This window comes from Actinoplanes sp. NPDC049668, from assembly GCF_044465445.1.
Classification (GTDB): Bacteria; Actinomycetota; Actinomycetes; order Mycobacteriales; family Micromonosporaceae; genus Actinoplanes.
Genome location: NZ_JBITLR010000003.1, coordinates 604966 through 626685, shown reverse-complemented (window position 1 = coordinate 626685; position 21720 = coordinate 604966). Strand labels below are relative to the sequence as shown.

At 71.3% G+C, this 21720-nt stretch carries 17 protein-coding genes; 4 read left to right on the top strand and 13 right to left on the bottom strand.

Annotation, left to right across the window (positions count from 1 at the left end):
* Positions 1–2 precede the first annotated feature (2 nt).
* The 9 genes from gap to rsgA form a co-directional block, all read right to left on the bottom strand.
* The gene (gene gap / locus ACIBSW_RS15525) at positions 3–998 is read right to left on the bottom strand and encodes a type I glyceraldehyde-3-phosphate dehydrogenase (protein ID WP_354721784.1); all 996 of its coding nucleotides are present in this window, start codon (positions 996–998) and stop codon (positions 3–5) included.
* Between the two features lie 341 nt (positions 999–1339).
* Positions 1340–2320: a DNA-binding protein WhiA gene (gene whiA, locus ACIBSW_RS15520; protein ID WP_184996434.1), complete on the bottom strand. Its 981-nt coding sequence runs from the start codon at positions 2318–2320 to the stop codon at positions 1340–1342.
* A gap of 41 nt (positions 2321–2361) precedes the next feature.
* Complete coding sequence (locus ACIBSW_RS15515) at positions 2362–3597, bottom strand: 2-phospho-L-lactate transferase CofD family protein (protein ID WP_404799339.1); 1236 nt, start codon at positions 3595–3597, stop codon at positions 2362–2364.
* Between the two features lie 77 nt (positions 3598–3674).
* The gene (rapZ, locus tag ACIBSW_RS15510; protein WP_354721798.1) at positions 3675–4571 is read right to left on the bottom strand and encodes an RNase adapter RapZ; all 897 of its coding nucleotides are present in this window, start codon (positions 4569–4571) and stop codon (positions 3675–3677) included.
* 576 nt (positions 4572–5147) lie between these two features.
* Positions 5148–7541 carry an excinuclease ABC subunit UvrC gene (gene uvrC / locus ACIBSW_RS15505; RefSeq protein ID WP_354721783.1) on the bottom strand — a complete coding sequence of 798 codons (2394 nt, stop codon included), beginning with the start codon at positions 7539–7541 and terminating at the stop codon, positions 5148–5150.
* A gap of 134 nt (positions 7542–7675) precedes the next feature.
* Positions 7676–8221 carry a Rieske (2Fe-2S) protein gene (locus ACIBSW_RS15500; protein WP_354721782.1) on the bottom strand — a complete coding sequence of 182 codons (546 nt, stop codon included), beginning with the start codon at positions 8219–8221 and terminating at the stop codon, positions 7676–7678.
* 207 nt (positions 8222–8428) lie between these two features.
* Positions 8429–11386, bottom strand: coding sequence for an excinuclease ABC subunit UvrA (uvrA, locus tag ACIBSW_RS15495; RefSeq protein WP_354721781.1), 2958 nt, complete (start codon positions 11384–11386; stop codon positions 8429–8431).
* Positions 11387–11496: 110 nt separating this feature from the next.
* Positions 11497–13284: a hypothetical protein gene (locus tag ACIBSW_RS15490; protein ID WP_354721780.1), complete on the bottom strand. Its 1788-nt coding sequence runs from the start codon at positions 13282–13284 to the stop codon at positions 11497–11499.
* A 22-nt stretch (positions 13285–13306) separates the two neighbouring features.
* Complete coding sequence (gene rsgA / locus ACIBSW_RS15485) at positions 13307–14338, bottom strand: ribosome small subunit-dependent GTPase A (protein ID WP_354721779.1); 1032 nt, start codon at positions 14336–14338, stop codon at positions 13307–13309.
* Positions 14339–14586: 248 nt separating this feature from the next.
* Between rsgA and ACIBSW_RS15480 the strand changes: the two genes are divergently transcribed.
* Together ACIBSW_RS15480 and ACIBSW_RS15475 are read left to right on the top strand one after the other, a co-directional pair.
* Entirely contained in the window at positions 14587–15282 is a 696-nt protein-coding gene (locus ACIBSW_RS15480; protein WP_354721778.1) for a maleylpyruvate isomerase family mycothiol-dependent enzyme, read from the top strand.
* A gap of 2 nt (positions 15283–15284) precedes the next feature.
* On the top strand, positions 15285–15935 hold the full coding sequence (locus ACIBSW_RS15475; protein WP_354721777.1) for an MBL fold metallo-hydrolase: 651 nt from the start codon (positions 15285–15287) through the stop codon (positions 15933–15935).
* Positions 15936–15964: 29 nt separating this feature from the next.
* Here ACIBSW_RS15475 and ACIBSW_RS15470 read toward each other — a convergent pair whose 3' ends face one another.
* Both ACIBSW_RS15470 and ACIBSW_RS15465 read right to left on the bottom strand, forming a co-directional pair.
* A complete protein-coding gene (locus ACIBSW_RS15470) occupies positions 15965–16453 on the bottom strand; it encodes a DUF1269 domain-containing protein (protein WP_354721776.1) in 489 nt (162 codons plus the stop codon).
* A gap of 260 nt (positions 16454–16713) precedes the next feature.
* Positions 16714–17328 carry a cysteine hydrolase gene (locus ACIBSW_RS15465; protein ID WP_354721775.1) on the bottom strand — a complete coding sequence of 205 codons (615 nt, stop codon included), beginning with the start codon at positions 17326–17328 and terminating at the stop codon, positions 16714–16716.
* Positions 17329–17445: 117 nt separating this feature from the next.
* Here ACIBSW_RS15465 and ACIBSW_RS15460 point away from each other — a divergent pair, with 117 nt between their 5' ends.
* Positions 17446–18054, top strand: coding sequence for an ATP-dependent Clp protease proteolytic subunit (locus ACIBSW_RS15460; RefSeq protein ID WP_354721774.1), 609 nt, complete (start codon positions 17446–17448; stop codon positions 18052–18054).
* Positions 18055–18108: 54 nt separating this feature from the next.
* On the opposite strand, the gene ACIBSW_RS15455 is transcribed toward ACIBSW_RS15460, so the two are convergent.
* Together ACIBSW_RS15455 and ACIBSW_RS15450 are read right to left on the bottom strand one after the other, a co-directional pair.
* Positions 18109–18534: a 50S ribosomal protein L11 gene (locus ACIBSW_RS15455; protein ID WP_354721773.1), complete on the bottom strand. Its 426-nt coding sequence runs from the start codon at positions 18532–18534 to the stop codon at positions 18109–18111.
* Positions 18535–18716: 182 nt separating this feature from the next.
* Complete coding sequence (locus tag ACIBSW_RS15450; RefSeq protein ID WP_404799338.1) at positions 18717–19511, bottom strand: transglycosylase SLT domain-containing protein; 795 nt, start codon at positions 19509–19511, stop codon at positions 18717–18719.
* 164 nt (positions 19512–19675) lie between these two features.
* Between ACIBSW_RS15450 and typA the strand changes: the two genes are divergently transcribed.
* Positions 19676–21538, top strand: a complete 1863-nt coding sequence (gene typA / locus ACIBSW_RS15445; RefSeq protein WP_354721771.1) for a translational GTPase TypA — start codon at positions 19676–19678, stop codon at positions 21536–21538.
* Positions 21539–21720: the final 182 nt, after the last annotated feature.

Here is a 21720-nt window from a genome sequence, read left to right as displayed (position 1 = left end):
TGTCAGCCGACCAGCTTGACCAGGTCGACGAGGCGGTTCGAGTAGCCCCACTCGTTGTCGTACCAGCCGACGACCTTGACCTGGTCGCCGATCACCTTGGTGAGGCCGGCGTCGAAGATGCAGGAGGCCGGGTCGGTGACGATGTCGCTCGACACGATCGGGTCCTCGGTGTAGACCAGGATGCCCTTGAGCGGGCCGTCCGCCGCGGCCTTGATGGCGGCGTTGACCTCGTCGACCGAGGTCGCGCGGGACGCGGTGAAGGTCAGGTCGGTGGCCGAGCCGGTCGGGATCGGCACCCGCAGCGCGAAGCCGTCGAGCTTGCCCTTGAGCTCCGGCAGCACCAGGCTGACGGCCTTGGCGGCACCGGTCGAGGTCGGCACGATGTTGAGGGCGGCGGCGCGGGCCCGGCGCAGGTCGCCGTGCGGGCCGTCCTGCAGGTTCTGGTCCTGCGTGTACGCGTGGATCGTGGTCATCAGGCCACGCTCGATGCCGATCGTGTCGTTGATCACCTTCGCCATCGGCGCGAGGCAGTTGGTGGTGCAGGACGCGTTCGAGATGACCGTGTGCTTGGCGGCGTCGTACAGGTTGTCGTTGACGCCCATCACGATCGTGATGTCCTCGTTCTTGGCCGGCGCCGAGATGATGACCTTCTTCGCGCCGTTGGTGACGTGCGTCTTGGCCTTGTTGGCGTCGGTGAAGAAGCCGGTCGACTCGATGACGACGTCGGCGCCCAGGTCGCCCCAGGCGAGGTTCGCGGGGTCGCGCTCGGCGAAGGCCTTGAAGGTCTTGCCGGCGACGGTGATCTCGTCCGCCGTGGCCTTCACCTCGTGCGGCAGGCGGCCCAGGATGCTGTCGTACTTCAGCAGGTGGGCGAGGGTGGCGTTGTCCGTCAGGTCGTTGACGCCGACGATCTCGATGTCCGCGCCGGAGGCGAGCACCGCCCGGAAGAAGTTGCGGCCGATACGGCCGAAGCCGTTGATGCCAACCCGGATGGTCACAGGTGGATCTCCTCGTTTCGGTCCGCCGGAATCTGGGACCGGCGGATGTCTGCGTGCCGACCGTATCGAGGGCCGGCTGTTGCTCATCAGGGCCGCCGCGCGTGCAGGGACCAGCCGCCGCATCCAGGTCTTGACCTGGTGCCACCGGCGGCGCCCGGCGTGGGGCGGCCATTCTGCCGGCACCGTCGCCGTCGTCGTCACCCTATCCGAGGAGGTGTCCGCCTCTCGCATTGGGGCGCGACCTGATCGTTACCTAAGGTACCGAAAATCTCCCGGCGCCCCGGGCGAACCGCCGCCCCCGAAAGGGGATCCCGCGCCCGCGCGCGGGCCCGGCCCGGGAATCAGCAGGCCATCATCTCGGGGGTGACGGCGGCCTCGGTGTCCGGGATGCCAAGGTCGCGGGCGCGCTTGTCGGCCAGGGCGAGCAGACGCCTTATGCGGCCGGCGATCGCGTCCTTGGTCAGCGGCGGGTCGGCGAGCGCGCCCAGCTCCTCGAGCGAGGCCTGGCGGTGCTCCAGCCGCAGGCGCCCCGCGGAGGTGAGGTGGTTGGGCGCCTCGTCGGCGAGGATCTCCAGCGCCCGGGTGACCCGGGCGGCCGCCGCCACCGCGGCGCGGGCGGAGCGGCGCAGGTTCGCGTCGTCGAAGTTCGCCAGGCGGTTCGCCGTCGCGCGCACCTCCCGGCGTACCCGGCGCTCCTCCCAGGCGAGCACGCTCGAGTGCGCGCCGATGCGGGTGAGCAGCGCCGCGATCGCGTCCCCGTCCTTGATCACCACGCGGTCGACGCCGCGCACCTCGCGCTCCTTGGCGGTGATCCCTATGCGCCGGGCGGCGCCACGCAGCGCCAGGGCCGCCTCCGGCCCCGGGCAGGTGATCTCCAGGGCGCTGGAGCGGCCGGGCTCGGTCAGCGAGCCGTGCGCCATGAACGCGCCTCGCCACGCGGCGACCGCGCAGCACACGTTGGCGGAGACGACGTGCGGCGGCAGCCCGCGCACGGGACGGCCCCGGACGTCGAGCAGCCCGGTCTGCCGGGCCAGCGCCTCGCCGTCCTTGACGATGCGCACGATGTAGTGGCTGCCCTTGCGCAGGCCGCCGGAGGCGAGCACGTGCACCTCGCTGGGGTAGCCGTACACCTCGGCGATCTCGCGGCGCAGCCGCCGGGCGACCGCGCCCGTGTCCAGCTCGGCCTCGACCACCACCCGCCCGGACACGATGTGCAGGCCGCCCGCGAAACGCAGCAGGGCGGCCATCTCCGCACGGCGGCAGCACGGCTTGGGCACGTCCACCCGGCTCAGCTCGTCCTTGACCGCTGCCGTCATCGCCATCTCGAAGTCACCTCATGCTTGTTTCGCGGTACGCCAGTTGCTTAACGATCGGAGCCGAGGAGCGGCACCAGTGCTGTGCCCAACGACTCAGGATCATGCTTGGGGCTGCCGTCCGCCACCGCCAAGGATGCCAGGATCAGGCGCGCACCGAGGGCCTCGGCGGCCCGGTGCACCGGGTCCGGCTCGCCGACCCACTTGCTGTCGGCCAGCACCGTGTCGACCCGGAGCTGCGGAAGGTACCAGTGCAGCGCGGCCAGATGATCGGCCACGGAGAGCCCGAGGGTCTCGTTCTCGGCCGCCAGGTTGAGCGTCACCAGCCGCTGCGCGGGGCTCGCGACGATGGCGGCGGCGAGCTCCGGCACCAGCAGGTGCGGCAGCACGCTGGTGTACCAGCTGCCCGGCCCGAAGATCAGCCAGTCGGCCTCGGCGATGGCGGCGACGGCGGGCGGGCAGGCCGGCGGCGCGGCCGGAACGATCCGCAACGCCTCGACGTGACCGCTGGCGACGGCGACGGCGTGCTGACCGCGCACGGTGACGACGTCGTCGGGCCGCTCCGGATCGCCGCCGCGCACGTCGGCCTCGATCCCGACCGCGTGGCAGGCCATCGGCAGGACCCGGCCCTGCGCGCCGACCATGGCGCCGGCGTGCGCGAGCGCCTCGACGGGATCGCCGAGCAGCTCCATGAGCCCGAGCAGCAGCAGGTTGCCGACGGCATGCCCGGCGAGCGGATCGTGCCGCCCACCGCGGAACGCGATCTGCCGGTCCACGCCACCCCACCCGGCCTTCGCGGCGCCCGCAGCGCCGCCACCGGCGACCCCGCCCGCAGCGCCGCCGACCGTTCCCTCGCCACCCGTGCTTTCTTCGCCCGCGACGCCGCCGCCGACCGGACCCCCGCCGCCCGCGCCCTTGTCGCCCGCGACGCGGCCGGCCGGATCCCCGCCGCCCGCGCGGCCGTGGCCCGCCCAGCCGTGTTCGGCCGAGACGGGGATGCCATCCGCCTCCATGGCGCGGCCGGCCGACCCGCCGAGCAGCGCGAAACGGTGCTGGAGCAGCGCCACCGTGCGCTGATGTGCCGGGTCGTCGTCGGCGAGCGCGGCCAAAGCCATGCGCAGGTCACCCGGCGGCAGCTGGGCGTCCCGCTCGGCGCGCAGCCGCCCGCTGGAGCCGCCGTTGTCGCCCACCGTGACCACGGCGGTGATGTCGAGATCCAGCTCGGGCGCGCAGTTGCGCAGGGCACGGAGCGAGACCGCCAGCCCGTGACCGCCGCCGAAGGCCACGACCCTGATCGGCCGCCGCCCACCCACTTCGCCGCCGCGGGCGGCTACGCCACGCGGCCCTGCCGGCTGACCCGCCGTCACTCCCGCCCCAGGTCGCGGTGCGAGGAGTGTGCGGACAGGCGGATGTCGCGCAGCTGGGCCGTGAGCTCCTCCGCTATCGCGACGCTGCGGTGCTTGCCGCCGGTGCAGCCGATGGCGACGGTCAGGTAGCGCTTGCCCTCGCGCTCGAACCCGGGCGCGGTCGTGGCGATGAGCCCGGCATAGGTGGCCACGAAGTCGTGCGCGCCCTCCTGGCCGAGGACGTAGCCGCTGACGCCCTCCTCGAGCCCGGTGTGCTCGCGCAGCTCGGGCACCCAGAACGGGTTCGGCAGGAAGCGGGCGTCGAGCACGTAGTCGGCGTCGGGCGGCAGCCCGTACTTGAAGCCGAACGACAGCACGGTGATCCGCAGCCGGCGCGCGTCCTCGCCGCCGAAGAGCTCCTCGACCCGGCGCCGCAGCTGATTGACGTTGAGGTGACTCGTGTCGATGATCACGTCGGAGTGCTCGCGGGCCTCCTCGAGCAGCTTGCGCTCGGCGGTGATGCCGTCGGCCAGCCGCCCGTCACCCTGCAGCGGATGCGAGCGCCGCACGGACTCGAACCGCCGGATCAGCACCTCGTCGTCGGCGTCGACGAACACGACCCGCGGCGAGAATCCCCGGTCCTTGAGCGCGCGGACCGCGCCGGCCAGGTCGGTGGAGAACGCCCGGCTGCGCACGTCCAGCACCATCGCGGTGCGCCGGGCGGCGCCGCCGGCCTCGAACGCCAGCTGGGCCATGTCGAGCATGAGCGCCTGTGGCAGGTTGTCGACGACGTAGAAGCCGACGTTCTCCAGGGCCCGGGCGACCGTGCTGCGGCCGCCTCCGGAGACCCCGGTCACCACCACGAGGTCGGTGGCGGCCTCGTCGGGCGTTGGCTCCGGGGCGAACCCCGACATCGACTCGGACACGCAGACTCCTCCTGCACCGCACTGCCTCTGCACCCCGTACGGGCGGACACTGCATCCTAGGCCGAAGGGCGGGTGGGAGGCCTCCTGACATCGTGTCCATTACCCGATCCAGTGCACCGAGGTGTCGTAAGCCGCCCAGATCCACCACGACGGTGGAACCGACGGCGGGATGATCCGTTTCCCGGGCGGGGTCTTTTAGATCTTTTCCCGGACGGGTGCCGTGAAGTCCACACTGCGCCGCGCGGCCGGTCTGCCCGGTCCGGGCCGTTGCGCGGCCGCCGGGCTGAACAGCGTGGCTCCGGTCGCGCTCAGCGGAAGACCCGCCCTCCCGCCCGCCTGCAGCGGGCAGGGTCGGCGGCGACCTGCTGCGGGACCTGGTGTCCGGCTGCGTCCGGCTGGCGCGACCGGCTGACGCGACCGGCCGGTGCGACCGGCTGACGCGACCGGCTGGCGTCCGGCTGACGCGGGAGCTGCCGACGACCGCGCCGCGATCCGCCCGCCCTGGACGTCGGTCGGCGAGCAACACCTACCTGCAACTGGTGCAGCAGGCCGACGCATTCCGGTTTACGCGGTGGGTTCCGCCGGAGGCGGTGTCACCGCCTCGGCCGACACAGGCCGCGGCACCCTCGAACGGTTGGCCCCGGACCGGGTCCGTCCCGCGCCGCCGGCTGGCACGGCGGGCGGCGCCTTCTCCGGGCCTGCCTTCTCCGGGCCTGCTTTCTCCAGGCGTGCCTTCTCCGGGCTTGTCTTCTCCGGGCCTGCCCCCTCCGGGCCTGGCGGCTCGAGAGCTCGCTGCACCGGGCCTGGTTGCTGCGGGCCTGGCTGTTCCGCGCCGGTCAGCGCCTTGAGGATCGCCTCCGCGGTGCGGCGGCCGATGCCCGGCACCTCGGCGATCTCCTCCGGGGACGCCTGGCCGAGCCGCTTGAGCGAACCGAAGTGCCGCAGCAGCGCCTTGCGCCGGGTCTCGCCCAGCCCCGAGATGTCGTCCAGCGCCGAGGCCGTCATCCGCTTGGAGCGGCGCTGGCGGTGGAACGTGATCGCGAAGCGGTGCGCCTCGTCGCGCACCCGCTGCAACAGGTACAGCGATTCGGAGGTGCGGGGCAGGATCACCGGGTAGTCCTCGCCCGGCAGCCACACCTCCTCCAGGCGCTTGGCCAGGCCGCATAGGGCCACGTCCGTGATGCCGAGGTCGGACAGGACCGCCGCGACGGCGTTGACCTGCGGCTGGCCGCCGTCGACGACCACCAGGTTGGGCGGGTAGGCGAACCTGCGCGGCCGCCCGGTCAGCGGATCGATACCGGGCAGCTCGGCGATCGCCGGCCCCTCCTCACCGACCGCCGAGCCCTGCTCATCGGCGGCCGGATCCCGCTCGGCATCCGCCAGACCCTGCTCGAAAGCAGCCGGATCCCGCTCCGCGCCCACCAGATCCCGCTCGGCATCCGCCAGACCCCGCTCGAAAGCAGCCGGATCCCGCTCCGCGCCCACCAGATCCCGCTCGGTGTCACCGGACAGAGCCGGGCCGGTTGTCTCAACGGTGGCGGGGAGGGTGGGCTGTGCGCGGTAGCGGGCGAAGCGGCGCCGCATCACCTCGCTCATCGCCGCCAGGTCGTCGGTGCCGGAGCCGTCCGGGTTTCCCCGGACGGCGAAGCGGCGGTACTCGCTCTTGCGGGGCAGGCCGTCCTCGAAGACCACCATGCTCGCCACCACGTCCGTGCCCTGGATCTGGGACACGTCGAAGCACTCGATGCGCAGCGGCGCCGACTCCATCCCGAGCGCCTCGGCGATCTCGTCCAGCGCCTTGCTGCGGGTGGTCAGGTCGCCCGCGCGGCGCAGCTTGTGCCGGGCCAGCGACTCACCGGCGTTGCGGGCCACCGTCTCCAGCAGGGCGCGCTTGTCGCCGCGCTGCGGCACGCGCAGGCTCACCCGGCTGCCGCGGTGCTCGGAGAGCCAGTTCTCCAGCGCCGCCGCGTCCGGCGGCAGTGCCGGCACCAGCAGCTCGCGGGGCACGTCGCTCTCGCCGTGCTCGTCGCCGTAGACCTGGGTGCAGAAGTGATGCACGAGGTCGCCGGTGGTTAGGTCCTCGACCTTCTCCACCACCCAGCCGCGCTGGCCGCGGACCCGGCCGTCGCGGACGTGGAAGACCTGGACCGCGGCCTCGAGCGGGTCCTCGGCGAAGGCGACGACGTCCGCGTCGGTGCCGTCGCCGAGCACCACCGTCTGCTTCTCCATCGCCTTGCGCAGGGCGGCGATGTCGTCGCGCAGCCGGGCCGCCCTCTCGAACTCGAGCTCCTCGGACGCGTCGAGCATGTCGCGCTCGAGGCGCTTGACGAACGAGTCGGTGCGCCCGGCCATGAAGTCGCAGAAGTCGTCGACGATGGCCCGGTGCTGCTCGGCGGAGACCGTGCCGACGCACGGCGCCGAGCACTTGCCGATGTAGCCGAGCAGGCAGGGCCGGCCGATCTGGCCCGCGCGCCTGAAGACGCCGGTCGAGCAGGTGCGGGCCGGGAAGACGCGCAGCAGCAGGTCGAGGGTCTCGCGGATGGCCCAGGCGTGCGAGTAGGGCCCGAAGTAGCGCACGCCCTTGCGCTTGGCGCCGCGCATCACCTGCAGCCGGGGGTATTCCTCGTTGAGGGTCACCGCGAGGAACGGGTAGGACTTGTCGTCGCGGTACTTGACGTTGAAGCGGGGGTCGAACTCCTTGATCCAGGAGAATTCGAGCTGCAGCGCCTCGACCTCGCTGCCGACGGTGACCCAGTCGACCGCGGCCGCGGTGGTGACCATCTGCTGGGTGCGCGCGTGCAGGGTCCACGTGTCGGCGAAGTAGGAGTTCAGCCGGTTTCGCAGGCTCTTCGCCTTGCCCACGTAGATGACGCGGCCGGTCGGGTCACGGAAGCGGTAGACACCGGGAGCGTCCGGGACGGTCCCCGGCGCCGGCCGGTAGCTGGACGGGTCAGGCACGGCTCAACACTAGTGCGGACCCCTGACATGATTTGTCCCGCCGGAGGCCCGTCGCCGCCGCCACGGCAGCGGGCCTCCGGCCGGAGCATTGCCGGGGCCGGCCGTGTCGGCAGGTCAGGCCGGCCCCAAGTTTCTTAAGCGGCGACGATGTTGTCGCCGTCCACGGTGACCTTCTTCTCGGGCAGCGGCTGGTTCGCCGGGCCGCCGGTCGGCGAGCCGTCTTCGATGGAGAAGGTGCTGTTGTGGCACGGGCAGACGATCACCCCGCCGTCGACCTTGCTGACGTCGCAGCCGGCGTGGGTGCACACCTTGCTGAAGGCCTTGTACTTGCCCGCGGTGGGCTGGGTGATGACGTACTTGCCCTTGATGACGCCGCCGCCCTCGGGAACGTCCGCGACCAGGGCCAGCGTGGCACCGCCGCCGCCCGAGTCGTTGTCCGACGTCGAGCCGGTGCCACCGGCGTCGGCGCCCTTGCTGCCGGCCGGGGCGGGGTCGTTGCTGAAGTCGCCGCCGTTCGCGTTGTTGCTGCCGCCGCCCGCGTTCGTACCGCAGGCCGTCAGCAGGCACCCGGCGCCGAGCGCGCCGGCACCGGTCAGCACGACGCGACGCGACGCGACGCCCGTACGGGCAGGCTGGTCAGCCGCGGTCTCGGCGTCAGGTCCCGTCTGCACGTCAGTCATATGATCCGAACCCTTCGTTACCCCTGATCCGCGCGCTCAAGTCACGCGGCGTTGCTGATAGATACGCTCACTTCGCCGCTGTGGTTCATGAGCGCGGGGGAAATTATGAGCCCGGTTGCTGTGTTTTTGCCATGCTTGCCGGCGGGCGTGAGAGGTCACACCCGCCGGAAGCACGGAAAACGTTCGTAGCTGTGTGTTACCTGTACGTCAGACGGCGGCCCGGGCCCGGGTGCGGGTCGCCCGCGGCTTCGCGGCGGCCTTCGTGGCGCCGTTGGCCTTGGCGGCGCGGGCCAGCGCGGCGTCCGCACCGGCCGGCTCGCCGGTCAGGCCGAGCATCGGGCGCAGGAACTGCCCGGTGTGGCTGCCCGGCACCTCGGCCAGCTCCTCCGGCGTGCCGGTGGCCAGCACCAGTCCGCCCTTGTTGCCGCCCTCGGGGCCCATGTCGATGAGCCAGTCGGCGTTCTTGATGACGTCCAGGTTGTGCTCGATCGTGATGACCGTGTTGCCCTTGTCGACCAGCCCGTTCAGGACGATCAGGAGCTTGCGGATGTCCTCGAAGTGCAGGCCGGTGGTCGGCTCGTCCAGCACGTAGACCGTCCGGCCGGTCGAGCGCTTCTGCAGCTCGGAGGCGAGCTTGACCCGCTGCGCCTCGCCGCCGGAGAGCGTCGGCGCCGGCTGGCCCAGCCGCACGTAGCCCAGGCCGACGTCGACCAGGGTCCGCAGGTGCCGGTGGATCGCGGGGATCGCCTCGAAGAACGTGGCGGCCTCCTCGATCGGCATCTCCAGGACCTCGGAGACCGTCTTGCCCTTGTAGTGCACCTCGAGCGTCTCGCGGTTGTAGCGGGCGCCCTTGCAGACCTCGCACGGGACGTACACGTCCGGCAGGAAGTTCATCTCGATCTTGATCGTGCCGTCGCCGGTGCAGTTCTCGCAGCGGCCGCCCTTGACGTTGAACGAGAACCGTCCGGGGCCGTACCCGCGGACCTTCGCCTCGGTGGTCTCGGCGAACAGCTTGCGGACGTTGTCGAAGACGCCCGTGTAGGTCGCCGGGTTCGACCGCGGGGTGCGCCCGATCGGCGACTGGTCCACCCCGACGACCTTGTCGACGCCGTCGAGCCCGGTGATGCGGGTGTGTCGCCCGGGCACCATCCGGGCGCCGTTGATCTGGTTGGCCAGGACCGTGTAGAGGATGTCGTTGACCAGCGTCGACTTGCCCGAGCCGCTGACACCGGTTACCGCGATGAACTGCCCGAGCGGGAAGCCGACCGTGATGTCGCGCAGGTTGTGCTCCCGCGCGCCCTGCACGACCAGCTCCCGGCCGGGCACCTGCGGGCGCCGGGTGGCCGGCGTCGGGATCTTCTTGCGGCCCGACAGGTACGCGCCCGTCGGCGACTCCCGGTTGGCCAGCAGCCCCTTCACCGAGCCGCTGTGCACGATCCGGCCGCCGTGCTCGCCGGCGCCGGGGCCGATGTCGACGATCCAGTCCGCCGTGCGGATGGTGTCCTCGTCGTGCTCGACCACGATCAGGGTGTTGCCGAGCTTCTTGAGCCGGACCAGCGTCTCGATCAGCCGGTGGTTGTCGCGCTGGTGCAGGCCGATCGACGGCTCGTCGAGCACGTAGAGGACGCCGACCAGGCCGGAGCCGATCTGCGTGGCGAGCCGGATGCGCTGTGCCTCGCCGCCGGACAGCGTGCCGGCGCCGCGGTCGAGCGACAGGTAGTCCAGGCCGACGTCGACCAGGAACCGCAGCCGCGCGTTGATCTCCTTGAGGACCCGCTCGGCGATCATCTTCTCGCGGTCGGTCAGCTCGATCGTCGCCAGCAGCTCGGCGCACTCGCCGACGGACAGGTTGCAGATCTCGGCGATGCTCTTGCCCGCGATGGTGACCGCGAGGACCTCGGGCTTGAGCCGGGCGCCGCCGCAGGCCGGGCACGGGATGTCGCGCATGTATCCCTCGTACTTGTCGCGCGACCAGTCGCTCTCGGTGTCGCCGTGCCGGCGCTCGATCCACTGCACCACGCCCTCGAAGCCGGTGTAGTAGGAGCGCTCGCGGCCGTACTTGTTGCGGTAGCGGACGTGCACCTGGTCCTCGGAGCCGTACAGGATCGTCTTCTGCGCACGGCTCGGCAGCTGCCGCCACGGGGTGTCGATGCTGAACTTCTCGGCCTCGGCCAGCGCCTCGAGCAGGCGCAGGAAGTATTCGAGGGTGGTGCCGCCGGACCACGGCTGGATCGCGCCCTCGCGCAGGCTGCGCTCGTCGTCCGGGACGAGCAGCTCCGGGTCGACCTCCTTCTTGGTGCCCAGGCCGGTGCACTCCGGGCAGGCGCCGTAGGGCGCGTTGAAGGAGAAGACCCGCGGCTCGAGGTCCTCGATCGCCAGGGGGTGGTCGTTCGGGCAGGCCAGGTGCTCGGAGAAGCGGCGCTCGCGGTGCGGGTCGTCCTCCGGCAGGTCGACGAAGTCGAGCAGCACGATGCCGCCGGACAGCGCCAGGGTCGCCTCGACGGAGTCGGTCAGGCGCTGCTTGCTGCTCGCCTTGACGCTGAGCCGGTCGACGACCACCTCGATGGTGTGCTTCTCCTGCTTCTTGAGCTTGGGCGGCTCGGTCAGCGGGTGCACCACGCCGTCGACGCGGGCGCGGGCGTAACCCTTGGACTGCAGCTCGGCGAAGAGGTCGACGTACTCGCCCTTGCGGCCCCGGATCACCGGCGCCAGGACCATGAACCTGGTCCCCTCCTCCATCGCCAGGACCCGGTCGACGATCTGCTGCGGCGACTGCCGGCTGATCCGCTCGCCGCAGGCCGGGCAGTGCGGGGTGCCCGTACGCGCGAAGAGCAGGCGCAGGTAGTCGTAGACCTCGGTGATCGTGCCGACGGTCGAGCGCGGGTTGCGCGAGGTCGACTTCTGGTCGATGGAGACGGCCGGGGACAGGCCCTCGATGAAGTCGACGTCGGGCTTGTCCATCTGCCCGAGGAACTGCCGGGCGTAGGACGACAGCGACTCGACGTACCGGCGCTGCCCCTCGGCGAAGATCGTGTCGAACGCCAGGCTGGACTTTCCCGAGCCGCTGAGACCGGTGAACACGATCATCGCGTCGCGGGGCAGGTCGAGGTTGACGTCGCGCAGGTTGTGCTCCCGCGCGCCGCGGATGATCAGTCGGTCGGCCACAGCCAGCCACTCCGTTACGTCAAGACGATGGGCGCCGCCACCCTAGCCGCGGGGTACGACAAGTTTCCCGGCGCCGAGGTACAGCGCCGCGCGGTGAGCGAGAATTCCCGTCACTCGGACGGGGGTACCAGGCTCCGGACGTCCCACAGCAGCACGCCGCCGACCTCGCGCGGTGCGCCGCCGAGCAGCCCGCTCACCACCGACTTCAGCAGGTCGTGGTTCGGGGTGCCGGGAACCAGCACCACGGCCGCGGCCCGCCAGTAGGTCAGGTCGGTGATCGCGTCCTGCCGGTCGGCGTCCGTGAGCACCGGCATCCGACCGTACGCCCCCGCGATGCGCAACAGGTCGGAGGTGGGCCGGGGCGCGGCGTTCCACGAACCGGTGCCGTCGGCCGCCGGGCCCATGAAGTAGCCGCGCGGCACGGAGTAGTCGAGCCCGGACAGGGCGAACCACCGCATCCCGGCCCGCCCGGTGGTGACCTCCGGCAGCGGCACGGTGACCAGGGTCCGGTCGTCGGGCACGTAGTCGCGCCACATCTGCTGCGCGATGAACGGCGGCAGCGGATCGGCGGCGACGACCGGCAGCGGCTTGGGCAGCACCGGCACGATCGCTACCGCGAGACCGATCCAGAAGGCGATCCGCCGGCGGCGCGGCAGCAGCGGTGCGCGGTCGGCGGCCAGCGCCAGCAGCACCCCGATGATCGTCGCGGGCACCATGGCGAACCGGGTCACGCTCACCAGGTCGATGATCGGCACGTGGCTGATCAGGGCGAACGGCAGCGGTACGCCGGTGTCCCACCCGCCGATCCGCAGCTGCGGGCCCATCGAGGCGACCAGCAGCACTCCGGCGGCGATCGCGGCGGCCCGGGCGGCCAGGTTGCGCCACAGCAGCACCACGCTGACCACGACCATCACCAGCATCGGTACGCCGAAGAACGTGTTGTCCTCGGTCGGGCTGACGCTCAGCGCCCGGGCGACGACCCCGTTGCCGGCCAGCGACTGCCGCGCGTACGCGCCGAGGGCGAGCAGGTCGGTGACGAATTTGCCGGGCTCGAACGGCTGCCCGCTGTAGCTCTGCGGCCCGGCGAACTGGAACCACAGCGGGTAGGCCAGGAACACCAGCGCCGTCGCCACCGCGACCCCGAGCCCGGCCGCGAACCGGCGCGCGTACCCGACCGCGGTCCGCCAGTCGAGGGCCGCGTACGCGGCCACGAAGACGCCCAGCGTGAGCGCGGTGAACAGCAGGGTCTCCTCGTTGATGAAGACCTGCAGCACCACCAGCAGCCCGAGCGTGATCCCGCCGCGCACGGCCCGGCCGGGCTCGCGCAGCCGCAGCACCTGCCACACGATGAACGGCACGACGAACTGCGAGACGAAGTTGATGTGCCCGTTGGCGTGCGACACCATCGTCGGCGCGAAGCCGCACCACAGCCCGCCGATCCAGGCGGCGACCGGCGCGGCGACCAGGTGCCGCGAGAGCACCCAGTACCAGGCGAACCCGGTGCCGGCCAGGCCGAGGGTGAGCAGCAGCACGACGGAGACGCCGACGCCGAGGAAGTGCGTGACCGGCGCCATCGGCAGGCTCAGCGCCAGCACCGTCGTGTTGGCCATCATGTTGACGCCGTCCGGCACGTTCATCCGGTCGCTGAACAGCGGGTTCGCGCCGTGGAACAGGACCCGCTCGCCGTGCGCCATGACGAACGAGAAGAAGCCGTGGTCGTCGTCGTTGGCGGCCAGCACCCGGCCGCCCGGGCTGATCCAGAGCTGGATCAGGACGACCACGGCGAGCACCAGATAGCTGGTCAGCGCCCAGACGTCGACGTACCCACGGGTGCGCATTTCGGGCACCGCCTCGACGGAGAGGCCGGGCTTGTCCAGAACCTCTTCCACCGCGGGCACCGGTGAATTGTGCCAGAGTCGCTCAGTGACGCGGCCTGCGCTGCGCCGCGCCGGCCAGGCGGACCGCGCGCCGGCCGCTCTCGACGGCGACCTCGCGCTGCAGCTTGCGCCAGCTTTCCAGCCGTCTCGGCAGGAGCGTCCCGTCGGCCAGCGCGGCGACGATCGCGCACCCCGGCTCGGCGTCGTGACGACAATCACCGAAGCGGCATCGCGCGGCCAGCTCGGCCACGTCGGCGAAGGCCCGGTCCAGGCCCTCGGCCGTGTCGAGCAGGCCGACACCGCGGATGCCCGGCGTGTCGAGGACGGCGCCGCCGCCCGGGACCAGGACCAGATTCCGGTACGCGGTGGTGTGCCGGCCCTTGCCGTCGGCCCGCCTGATCTCCTGTACGCCCATGACGTCGGCGCCGGCCAGGGCGTTCACCAGCGACGACTTGCCGGCGCCGGAACGGCCCAGCAGCGCGAGGGTGCGCCCCGGTGCGACGTACTCCTTCAGGGCCGGTATCCCGGTGCCGTCGTGCACGCTGACCGGCAGCACGCGTACCCGGGGAGCCAGCCGGGAAAGCTGGCGCGCGATCGCCCGCGGGTCGCCCGCGGTGTCGCTCTTGGAGAGCACCACCAGCGGTTCCGCGCCGGACTCCCAGGCCAGCGCGAGGAGCCGTTCGACGCGGGCGTCGTCGGGCGCCGGGAGCATCGGTTCGACGACCGCGACGGTGTCCATGTTGGCGGCCAGGACCTGGCCGGAGGCGTCCTTGTCGGCGGTACGCCGGATCAGCGCGGTACGCCGGGGCAGCACCACCTCACACGTGGTGCGGCGGTCCGGCCAATGGCGCAGGACCACCCAGTCGCCGGCGCACGGCAGGTTGGCGGGGTCCTGGGCCGCGGCGAGCAGCACGCTGCCGGCGAGGCTGGCCCGGGTGACCCCGGTTTGGTCGAGAACGGTGCAGACGCCGCGGTCGGCGCGCAGCACGCGGCCGGGCAGGGCGTCGGGACGGTCGAAGCTTCGATAGGCGGAGGCGAGCGTCTCGCTCCAGCCCAACGCGGACAGGTCAGACATGAGAAACCCTTTGGGTGTGAGGAGGCGCGGCCCGACGGGTGTCAGGCCGTGACCTCCGGGCGAAGCCGGTACTGACGGACGCACAGCACGGTTCCCCACCCCCTCCGCGGTTGTCGCGATCGCGTCAAGAACCGACGGTACGGTCGGCGCAACCGGCGCGAAAGCGAATTCCGCTCCCCTGCCCGCGCGGGCGGCCACTAGGGTCGACCCGTGATGCCATTACCTTCCCGACCCGGGTGCAGTCGGTCATGACAGTGGACCCGCTGGTGCTGATGACCGACGTCGATCAGGCCACCGAGCGCCTGATCCGTACCGCCGAAGGGCTGGACGTGGCCGCGCCGTCCGCCCTGCCCGGCTGGACCGTCGGCCACGTCCTGACCCACGTGGCCCGCAACGCCGACGCGTACACCAACCTGCTGACCTGGGCCCGCACCGGCGTCGAGACCCCGGCGTACGCCTCGCCGGCGGCCCGCGCGGAGGGCATCGAGGCCGGCGCCGGGCGCCCGCTCGCCGAGCAGCTCGCCGACGTCCGCGAGGCGCACGAACGCTTCGCCGACGCGGGCGCGGCGATGCCCGCCGAGGCGTGGACCTTCCACCTGCCGTCGACCGGCGCGTCCGCGGCGGCCGTGCCGTGGGCGCGGCTGCGCGAGGTCGAGGTGCACCACGTCGACCTCGGCGCCGGCTACACCCCGGAGGACTGGCGCGACGCGTTCGCGCTGCGGCTGCTGCGGGAGATCGTCGCCGGGTCCAAAGGCGACGACTTCGCCGTCGTCCTGCGTCCACACGGCGTGGAGCATCCGCTGAGCATCGGCGCCGGCGACGGCGCGCCGACGGTCGGCGGCCCGACCCGCTCGATCGCCGCCTGGCTCGCCGGTCGCGGCGACGGCACCGACCTGACCGTCTCGCCCGACGGCGAGCTACCCCAGCCACCGAGGTGGAAGTGACAATGGCGTACACCGGAGACGTGACCCGCGGCGGCGGCCCCGCGGTCCGCGAACTCGCCGGCCTCACCGTCAAGAAGGTGTCGGTCGGCCCGATGGACAACAACGCGTACGTGCTGACCTGCCGCTCGGACGGCTCGCAGCTGCTGATCGACGCGGCGAACGACGCGGAGACGCTGCTGGAGCTGATCGGCCCGGCCGGGCTGGCGACGGTCGTGACGACACACCGGCACCCGGACCACACCGGCGCGCTGAAGGAGGTCGTGCGGGCGACCGACGCACGCTCCGTGGCCGGCGCCGACGACGCTGAGGCAATCCCGCTGGTGACCGACACGGTGAGCGACGGCGACACCATCGCCGTCGGTGACTGCACCCTCGAGGTCATCCACCTGGTCGGCCACACGCCGGGCTCGATCGCCCTGGTCTACCGCGAGCCGGACGGCATCACACACCTGTGGACCGGCGACAGTCTCTTCCCCGGCGGCCCCGGCAGAACCACGAATCCGAAGGACTTCGGGAGCCTCATGGGCGATCTGGAGACCAAGGTCTTCGGCCGGCTGCCCGACGACACCTGGTTCTATCCGGGCCACGGCAAGGACAGCACCCTGGGCGCCGAGCGGCCGGCCATCCCCGAATGGCGCGCACGCGGCTGGTGACCGGGCGGCGCCCGGCCGCCCGGACGGGGTCAGGCGCCGCCGAACGTCTCGATCAGGATCTCCCGCTCGCCCTCGGTGAGGTTCGTCGCCACCAGCTTCTTCTCCATGCCGTGGAAGCGCTCGCCCAGCCGGTCGAGGTCGCCCTCCTCGGTCACGATGAAGAGCGCCGAGGTCCCCTCGGTCACCTCGGTGCGGATCGTCTCCAGCTGCTCCTTGGTGATCCCGACGTCCTCCGTCGACTTGGCCAGGGCGCCGATCGCCGCGCCGGCGACGCCGCCGGCCACCGGGACGAAGAACAACGCGCCGACCAGCACGCCCCAGAACGCGCCCCAGCCCGCACCGCGCTTGTTCTCGTCGTGCGAGTGCTTGGTGGTCGGCCGCTCCGCGCCCTCCGGCCAGCTCACGACCGCGTGGTCGAGAATCTTGACCAGCCCGTCCCGCGCCGCGTCCCGCAGGACCAGAGCGGCCCGGTCGGCGCGCTCCGGACCGTCGAACTTCCACACCGTGAAAGCTGTCATAGTCCTACCCCTCGAGAATGGGAGACGGCGTGGCCAGCACCGGCGCCTCCGGTCCGATCGCCTGCCATCCTGGCCGCTTGCGGGGTACCCGGCCTCATCCCGCCGGAAGGATATCCATCGATGCCGTACCCGCAGGTATGCGGATTTCATCCGTGCTGGATGAAGACTGAGCCTTTTTCAACGTGGCCCGGGCTGCACCGCCCGGCGGCGGTCAACGGCTCGGATGCCTCAGGCCCGTGGCCAGGTTGAAAATTGCTCATTCAAAGGGCGGCGACGACCCGGCTCGACTCCATCGGCAGCGAGAACATCGGATAGTCGTACGCGATGGCGTTGTCATGCTCCTCGCCGGAGGTCGCCGCGGTGCAGTCGGTCAGCGTGATGACCCGATAGCCGTTCTCGTAAGCGCTGCGCATCGTCGACTCGACGCAGCAGTTGGTCAGGAAACCCGCGAGGATCACCGTGTCGATGCCGCGGCCGCGCAGGATGAAGTCGAGGTTCGTGCTGGCGAAGGTGTCCAGGCCGCGCTTGCCCTCGATGAGGATGTCGTCCTCGGCCGGCGTGAGGTCGTCCACGATCGCCGCGCCCCAGGTGCCCTTCACGAACGCGTTACCGTCGACGACTCCCTTGAGGATCCCGTACGGATGCCGCGACAACTCGCCGTAGCCCGGCGCGAACGTGATCGGCGCGTGCATGATCGTCACGCCCGCGGCGCGGGCCGCGTCGACCAGCGCGACCGTGTTGGCCAGCATGCCGGTCTTCTCCATCACCGGCGCGACCGCGCGATGCAGCACGCCGCCGTCCGAGGTGAACTCGTTCTGGTACTCGATCAGCACGATCGCGGTCCTGGCGGGATCGAGCTGCAGCGTCTCGGACATCGCGTCTCCCGGTATGCGTTGGCTCACACCGACGCTAGTCCGCCCACGGCTGAACCGCACCGCCAAGATGCCCGCGCCTACCTACTATCGGGTTACCCCTCGACCCGCGGAGGCCCGGTGACACCCCACCTGCGATGGCAGCCCTCCCCCGTACCCCAGCAGCCCGAACCCTGGCAGAGCGGGCCGGCCGTCCCGGGCTGGCTCGAGGAGCGGCTCTTCGATCAGCGCATCGTCATGATCCGGGGCCCGCTCACCGCGCACGCGGCCTCCGGCATCGCCGCCGCGCTGCTCACCCTCGACGCCGCCGGGCCGGCACCGATCCAGCTGCACGTGGCCAGCTCCGGCGGGGACCTGAACGCCGCGCACGCCATCACCGACGTCATCGACGCGATGGCCGCGCCGGTGCATGCCGTGGTCACCTCCGAGGCCGGCGACGCCGTGCTCGCGGTGCTGGCCGCGGCCGAGCGGCGCTCCGCGTACCGGCACGCCCGGTTCAAGCTGGCCGAGCCGCGCGCCGGCGCGGTCACCGGCACCGCCGACGAGGTGGCCGCCGCCGCGGGCCAGCACCTGCGCGAGCTCGAGGAGGTCGTGCTGCGCCTGGTCGAGGTCACCGGGCAGTCGCGCAGCCGGATCGAGGACGACCTCTCCGCCGGGCGGACCCTCACCGCGGCCGAGGCCCGCGACTACGGCCTCATCGACGACATCGTCGGCGACAAGGGCAGATGACAAAACGGCGCGGGCCCCAGCGGGCCCGCGCCGTTCAGCGCTTTACCGGACTACTTACTCGGCTACCTTGACGCCCATCGAGCGCGCGGTGCCGGCGACGACCTTGACCGCGGCGTCGACGTCGTTCGCGTTCAGGTCGGGGAGCTTGCGCTCCGCGATCTGCTTGATCTGGTCGGCGCTGAGCGTGCCGACGGTCTGGGTCAGCGGGTTGGAAGCGCCCGACTGGATGCCCAGAGCCTTGCGGATCAGGAAGCTCGTCGGCGGCGTCTTGTAGACGAGCTGGTGGCTGCGGTCCTCGAAGACCGTGACGACGACCGGGATGATCTCGCCACGCGACTTCGACGTCGCCTCGTCGTACTCGACCTTGACCGCGCGCATGTTGGCACCGGTCGGGCCGAGCATCTTGCCGAGGTCGACCATCGCGGCGTTACCCGCCTCAAGCGCGAGGGTCACCACATGGGTCTTCTTCTTGGGCGGCATTACGCAACGGCTCCTTAGTGTGTGCTGCACGGGCCTAAGTCAGGAGCTCGCCAGCATCATCAACGCACGACAACCCCGAGACTTTACTACCGCGACCGTAGGTGGGTCAAAGCGGCGGGCACAGTCCCGGGTTCCGCCGACAAGTGTAACCGGACCGGCGCGGCCTCGATGACCCGGTCGCCTCAGTACCGGTCGCAGTAGCAGGACTTCATCAGCGACCGGACCACGTCCACGTACTCCGGGTTCGGCAGCCGCCCGGAGCCGTGCGACTCGTCGACCGCCGCCCGGCCCGCGTTGTAGCCGGAGATCACCATGTTCAACAGGCACATGCTGCGGTGGGTCTTGCACTTGCCGGCGCTCAGGTCGTAGCTGCCCTTGAAGTACTGGTCGCCGAAGGCCTTGGTGAGCCAGGCCAGGTAGTTCGCGCCGAGCACCGCGTTCTGCCGGTAGTCGGTGCTCGCGAAGGACTGCTCGAAGCGCTGGTTGATGAAGGCCTCGGTGTCCGGCATCACCTGCATGAGCCCGCGGCCGCCGTCGCAGTTGACGATGTTCGACGTCCAGCCGCTCTCGTGCCAAGCCGTGGTCAGCACCAGCCGCGACGGCACCGTGAGCTTGGGCGCGGAGGTCGGCCAGTACTTGCGGGCGGCGGCGCTCTTCAGCGCCGCCTTTGCCTTCGCCTTCGAGACCTCCTTGCCCTCCCGGTGCGCGCACTCGGGCAGCTGGAAGTTGTTGGGGTCCTCCGTCGGCGTCGCCTTCGGCTTCGACTTCGGCTTCGCGCTGCTCTTGGCAGGCGACGGCTCCGGTTCCGGCTCCTCCGACTCGATCACCGGGTCGACGATGTTCTCCGGTTCGGAGACCGAGGGAAGCGGCGCCGCCACCAGCGCGGGATCGTCGTTGTTGCCCCGGAAGAACCCGCAGCCCGCGACAACCAGCACGGCGGCAACCGCCGCGACAAGCCACAACATCCTGCGATTCATCGACGAAGCCCCTCCCCGATCCGGCCACCGACGCCCGAACGGTAGCAGCGGGAAGTTTGCGGCGTCGCCCCGAAAATAGGACGTACGGGACGAGGGTCGCAACCGGTTCCGGGTATTGACCCCCGGGACGCCGTCCGATACAAACGCCGGGGACAATGGTGGCCATGCAGACCCGCACCGACCTACGCAACGTCGCCATCATCGCCCACGTCGACCATGGCAAAACCACCTTGGTCGACGCCATGCTGCGCCAGGGGAGCCAGTCCCACGCGCGTGGCGAGATGGCCGACCGCGTCATGGACTCCATGGACCTGGAGCGGGAAAAGGGCATCACCATTCTCGCCAAGAACACGGCGATCAGCTACCAGCCCGCCGACGGTGGACCCGTCACCATCAACATCATCGACACCCCCGGCCACGCCGACTTCGGCGGCGAGGTCGAGCGCGGCCTCACCATGGTCGACGGCGTCGCCCTGCTGGTCGACGCCAGCGAGGGCCCGCTGCCGCAGACCCGCTTCGTGCTCCGCAAGGCGCTGCAGGCCAAGCTGCCGATCATCCTGATCATCAACAAGGTCGACCGCCCCGACGCCCGGATCAAGGAGGTCGTGGACGAGACGTACGAGCTCTTCCTCGACCTGGACGCGGACGAGCACCAGATCGAGTTCCCGATCGTCTACGCGTGCGCCCGCGACGGCATCGCCTCGCTGACCCAGCCGAAGGACGGCACCGTCCCGGAGGACAGCACCGACCTCGAGGTGCTGTTCAGCACCATCCTGGAGACCATCCCGGCGCCGACCTTCACCGAGGGCGCACCGCTGCAGGCGCACGTCGTCAACCTGGACGCCTCGCCGTTCCTCGGCCGCCTCGCGCTCTGCCGCGTACACGAGGGCACCATCCGCAAGGGCCAGACCGTCGCCTGGTGCAAGACCGACGGAACGATCAGCAACGTCCGCATCTCGGAGCTGTTGATCACCGAGGGCCTGGAGCGCAAGCCGGCCGAGAGCGCCGGCCCCGGCGACATCATGGCCGTCGCCGGCATCCCCGAGATCATGATCGGCGAGACCCTCGCCGACGCGGAGAACCCGATCCCGCTGCCGCTGATCAGCGTCGACGAGCCGGCCATCTCGATGGTCCTGGGCACCAACACCTCGCCGCTGGTCGGCAAGGTCAAGGGCGCCAAGGTCACCGCCCGCATGGTCAAGGACCGCCTCGACAAGGAGCTGGTCGGCAACGTCTCGCTGCGCATCCTGCCGACCGAGCGCCCCGACGCCTGGGAGGTGCAGGGCCGCGGCGAGCTCGCCCTGGCCATCCTGGTCGAGCAGATGCGCCGCGAGTCGTACGAGCTGACCGTCGGCAAGCCGCAGGTGGTGACCAAGACGATCGACGGCAAGGTGCACGAGCCGGTCGAGCGCCTGACCATCGACGCCCCCGACGAGTACATGGGCGCCATCACCACGCTGCTGTCCACCCGCAAGGGCCGGATGGAGGAGCTGATCAACCACGGCACCGGCTGGCTCCGGATGGAGTGGCTGGTGCCCGCGCGCGGCCTGATCGGCTTCCGCACCGAGTTCCTCACCGAGACCCGCGGCACCGGCATCATGCACCACCTGTTCGAGCGCTACGAGCCGTGGTTCGGCGAGCTGCGCACCCGCAACAACGGCTCGCTCGTCGCGGACCGGGCCGGCGTGGTCACCGGCTTCGCGATGATCAACCTGCAGGAGCGCGGTCAGCTGTTCGTCGAGCCGACCACCGAGGTGTACGAGGGCATGATCGTCGGCGAGAACTCCCGCGAGGACGACATGGACGTCAACATCACCAAGGAGAAGAAGCTCACCAACATGCGGGCCGCGAGCGCCGACAACACCGAGCGCCTGATCCCGCCGCGCAAGCTGTCGCTGGAGCAGGCTCTCGAGTTCTGCCGCGAGGACGAGTGCGTCGAGGTCACCCCGGCGGCTGTGCGCATCCGCAAGGTGGAGCTCGACCAGCAGGTCCGCGGCCGGGCCGCCGCGCGGCGCAAGCACCAGTAGCCGCGCACCGTACCCAACGGCACGGCCCGCGGTCTTGGACCGCGGGCCGTTCCTTTTGCTCGGACCCGGGAGCCGGCCGGTTCCTTCGGCGATCACGCGGTCTCGGACCGCGGGCCGTTCCCTTTGTTCGGACCCGGGAGCCGGCCGGTTCCGTCCGGCGATCCCGAAATGGCACGGCCCGC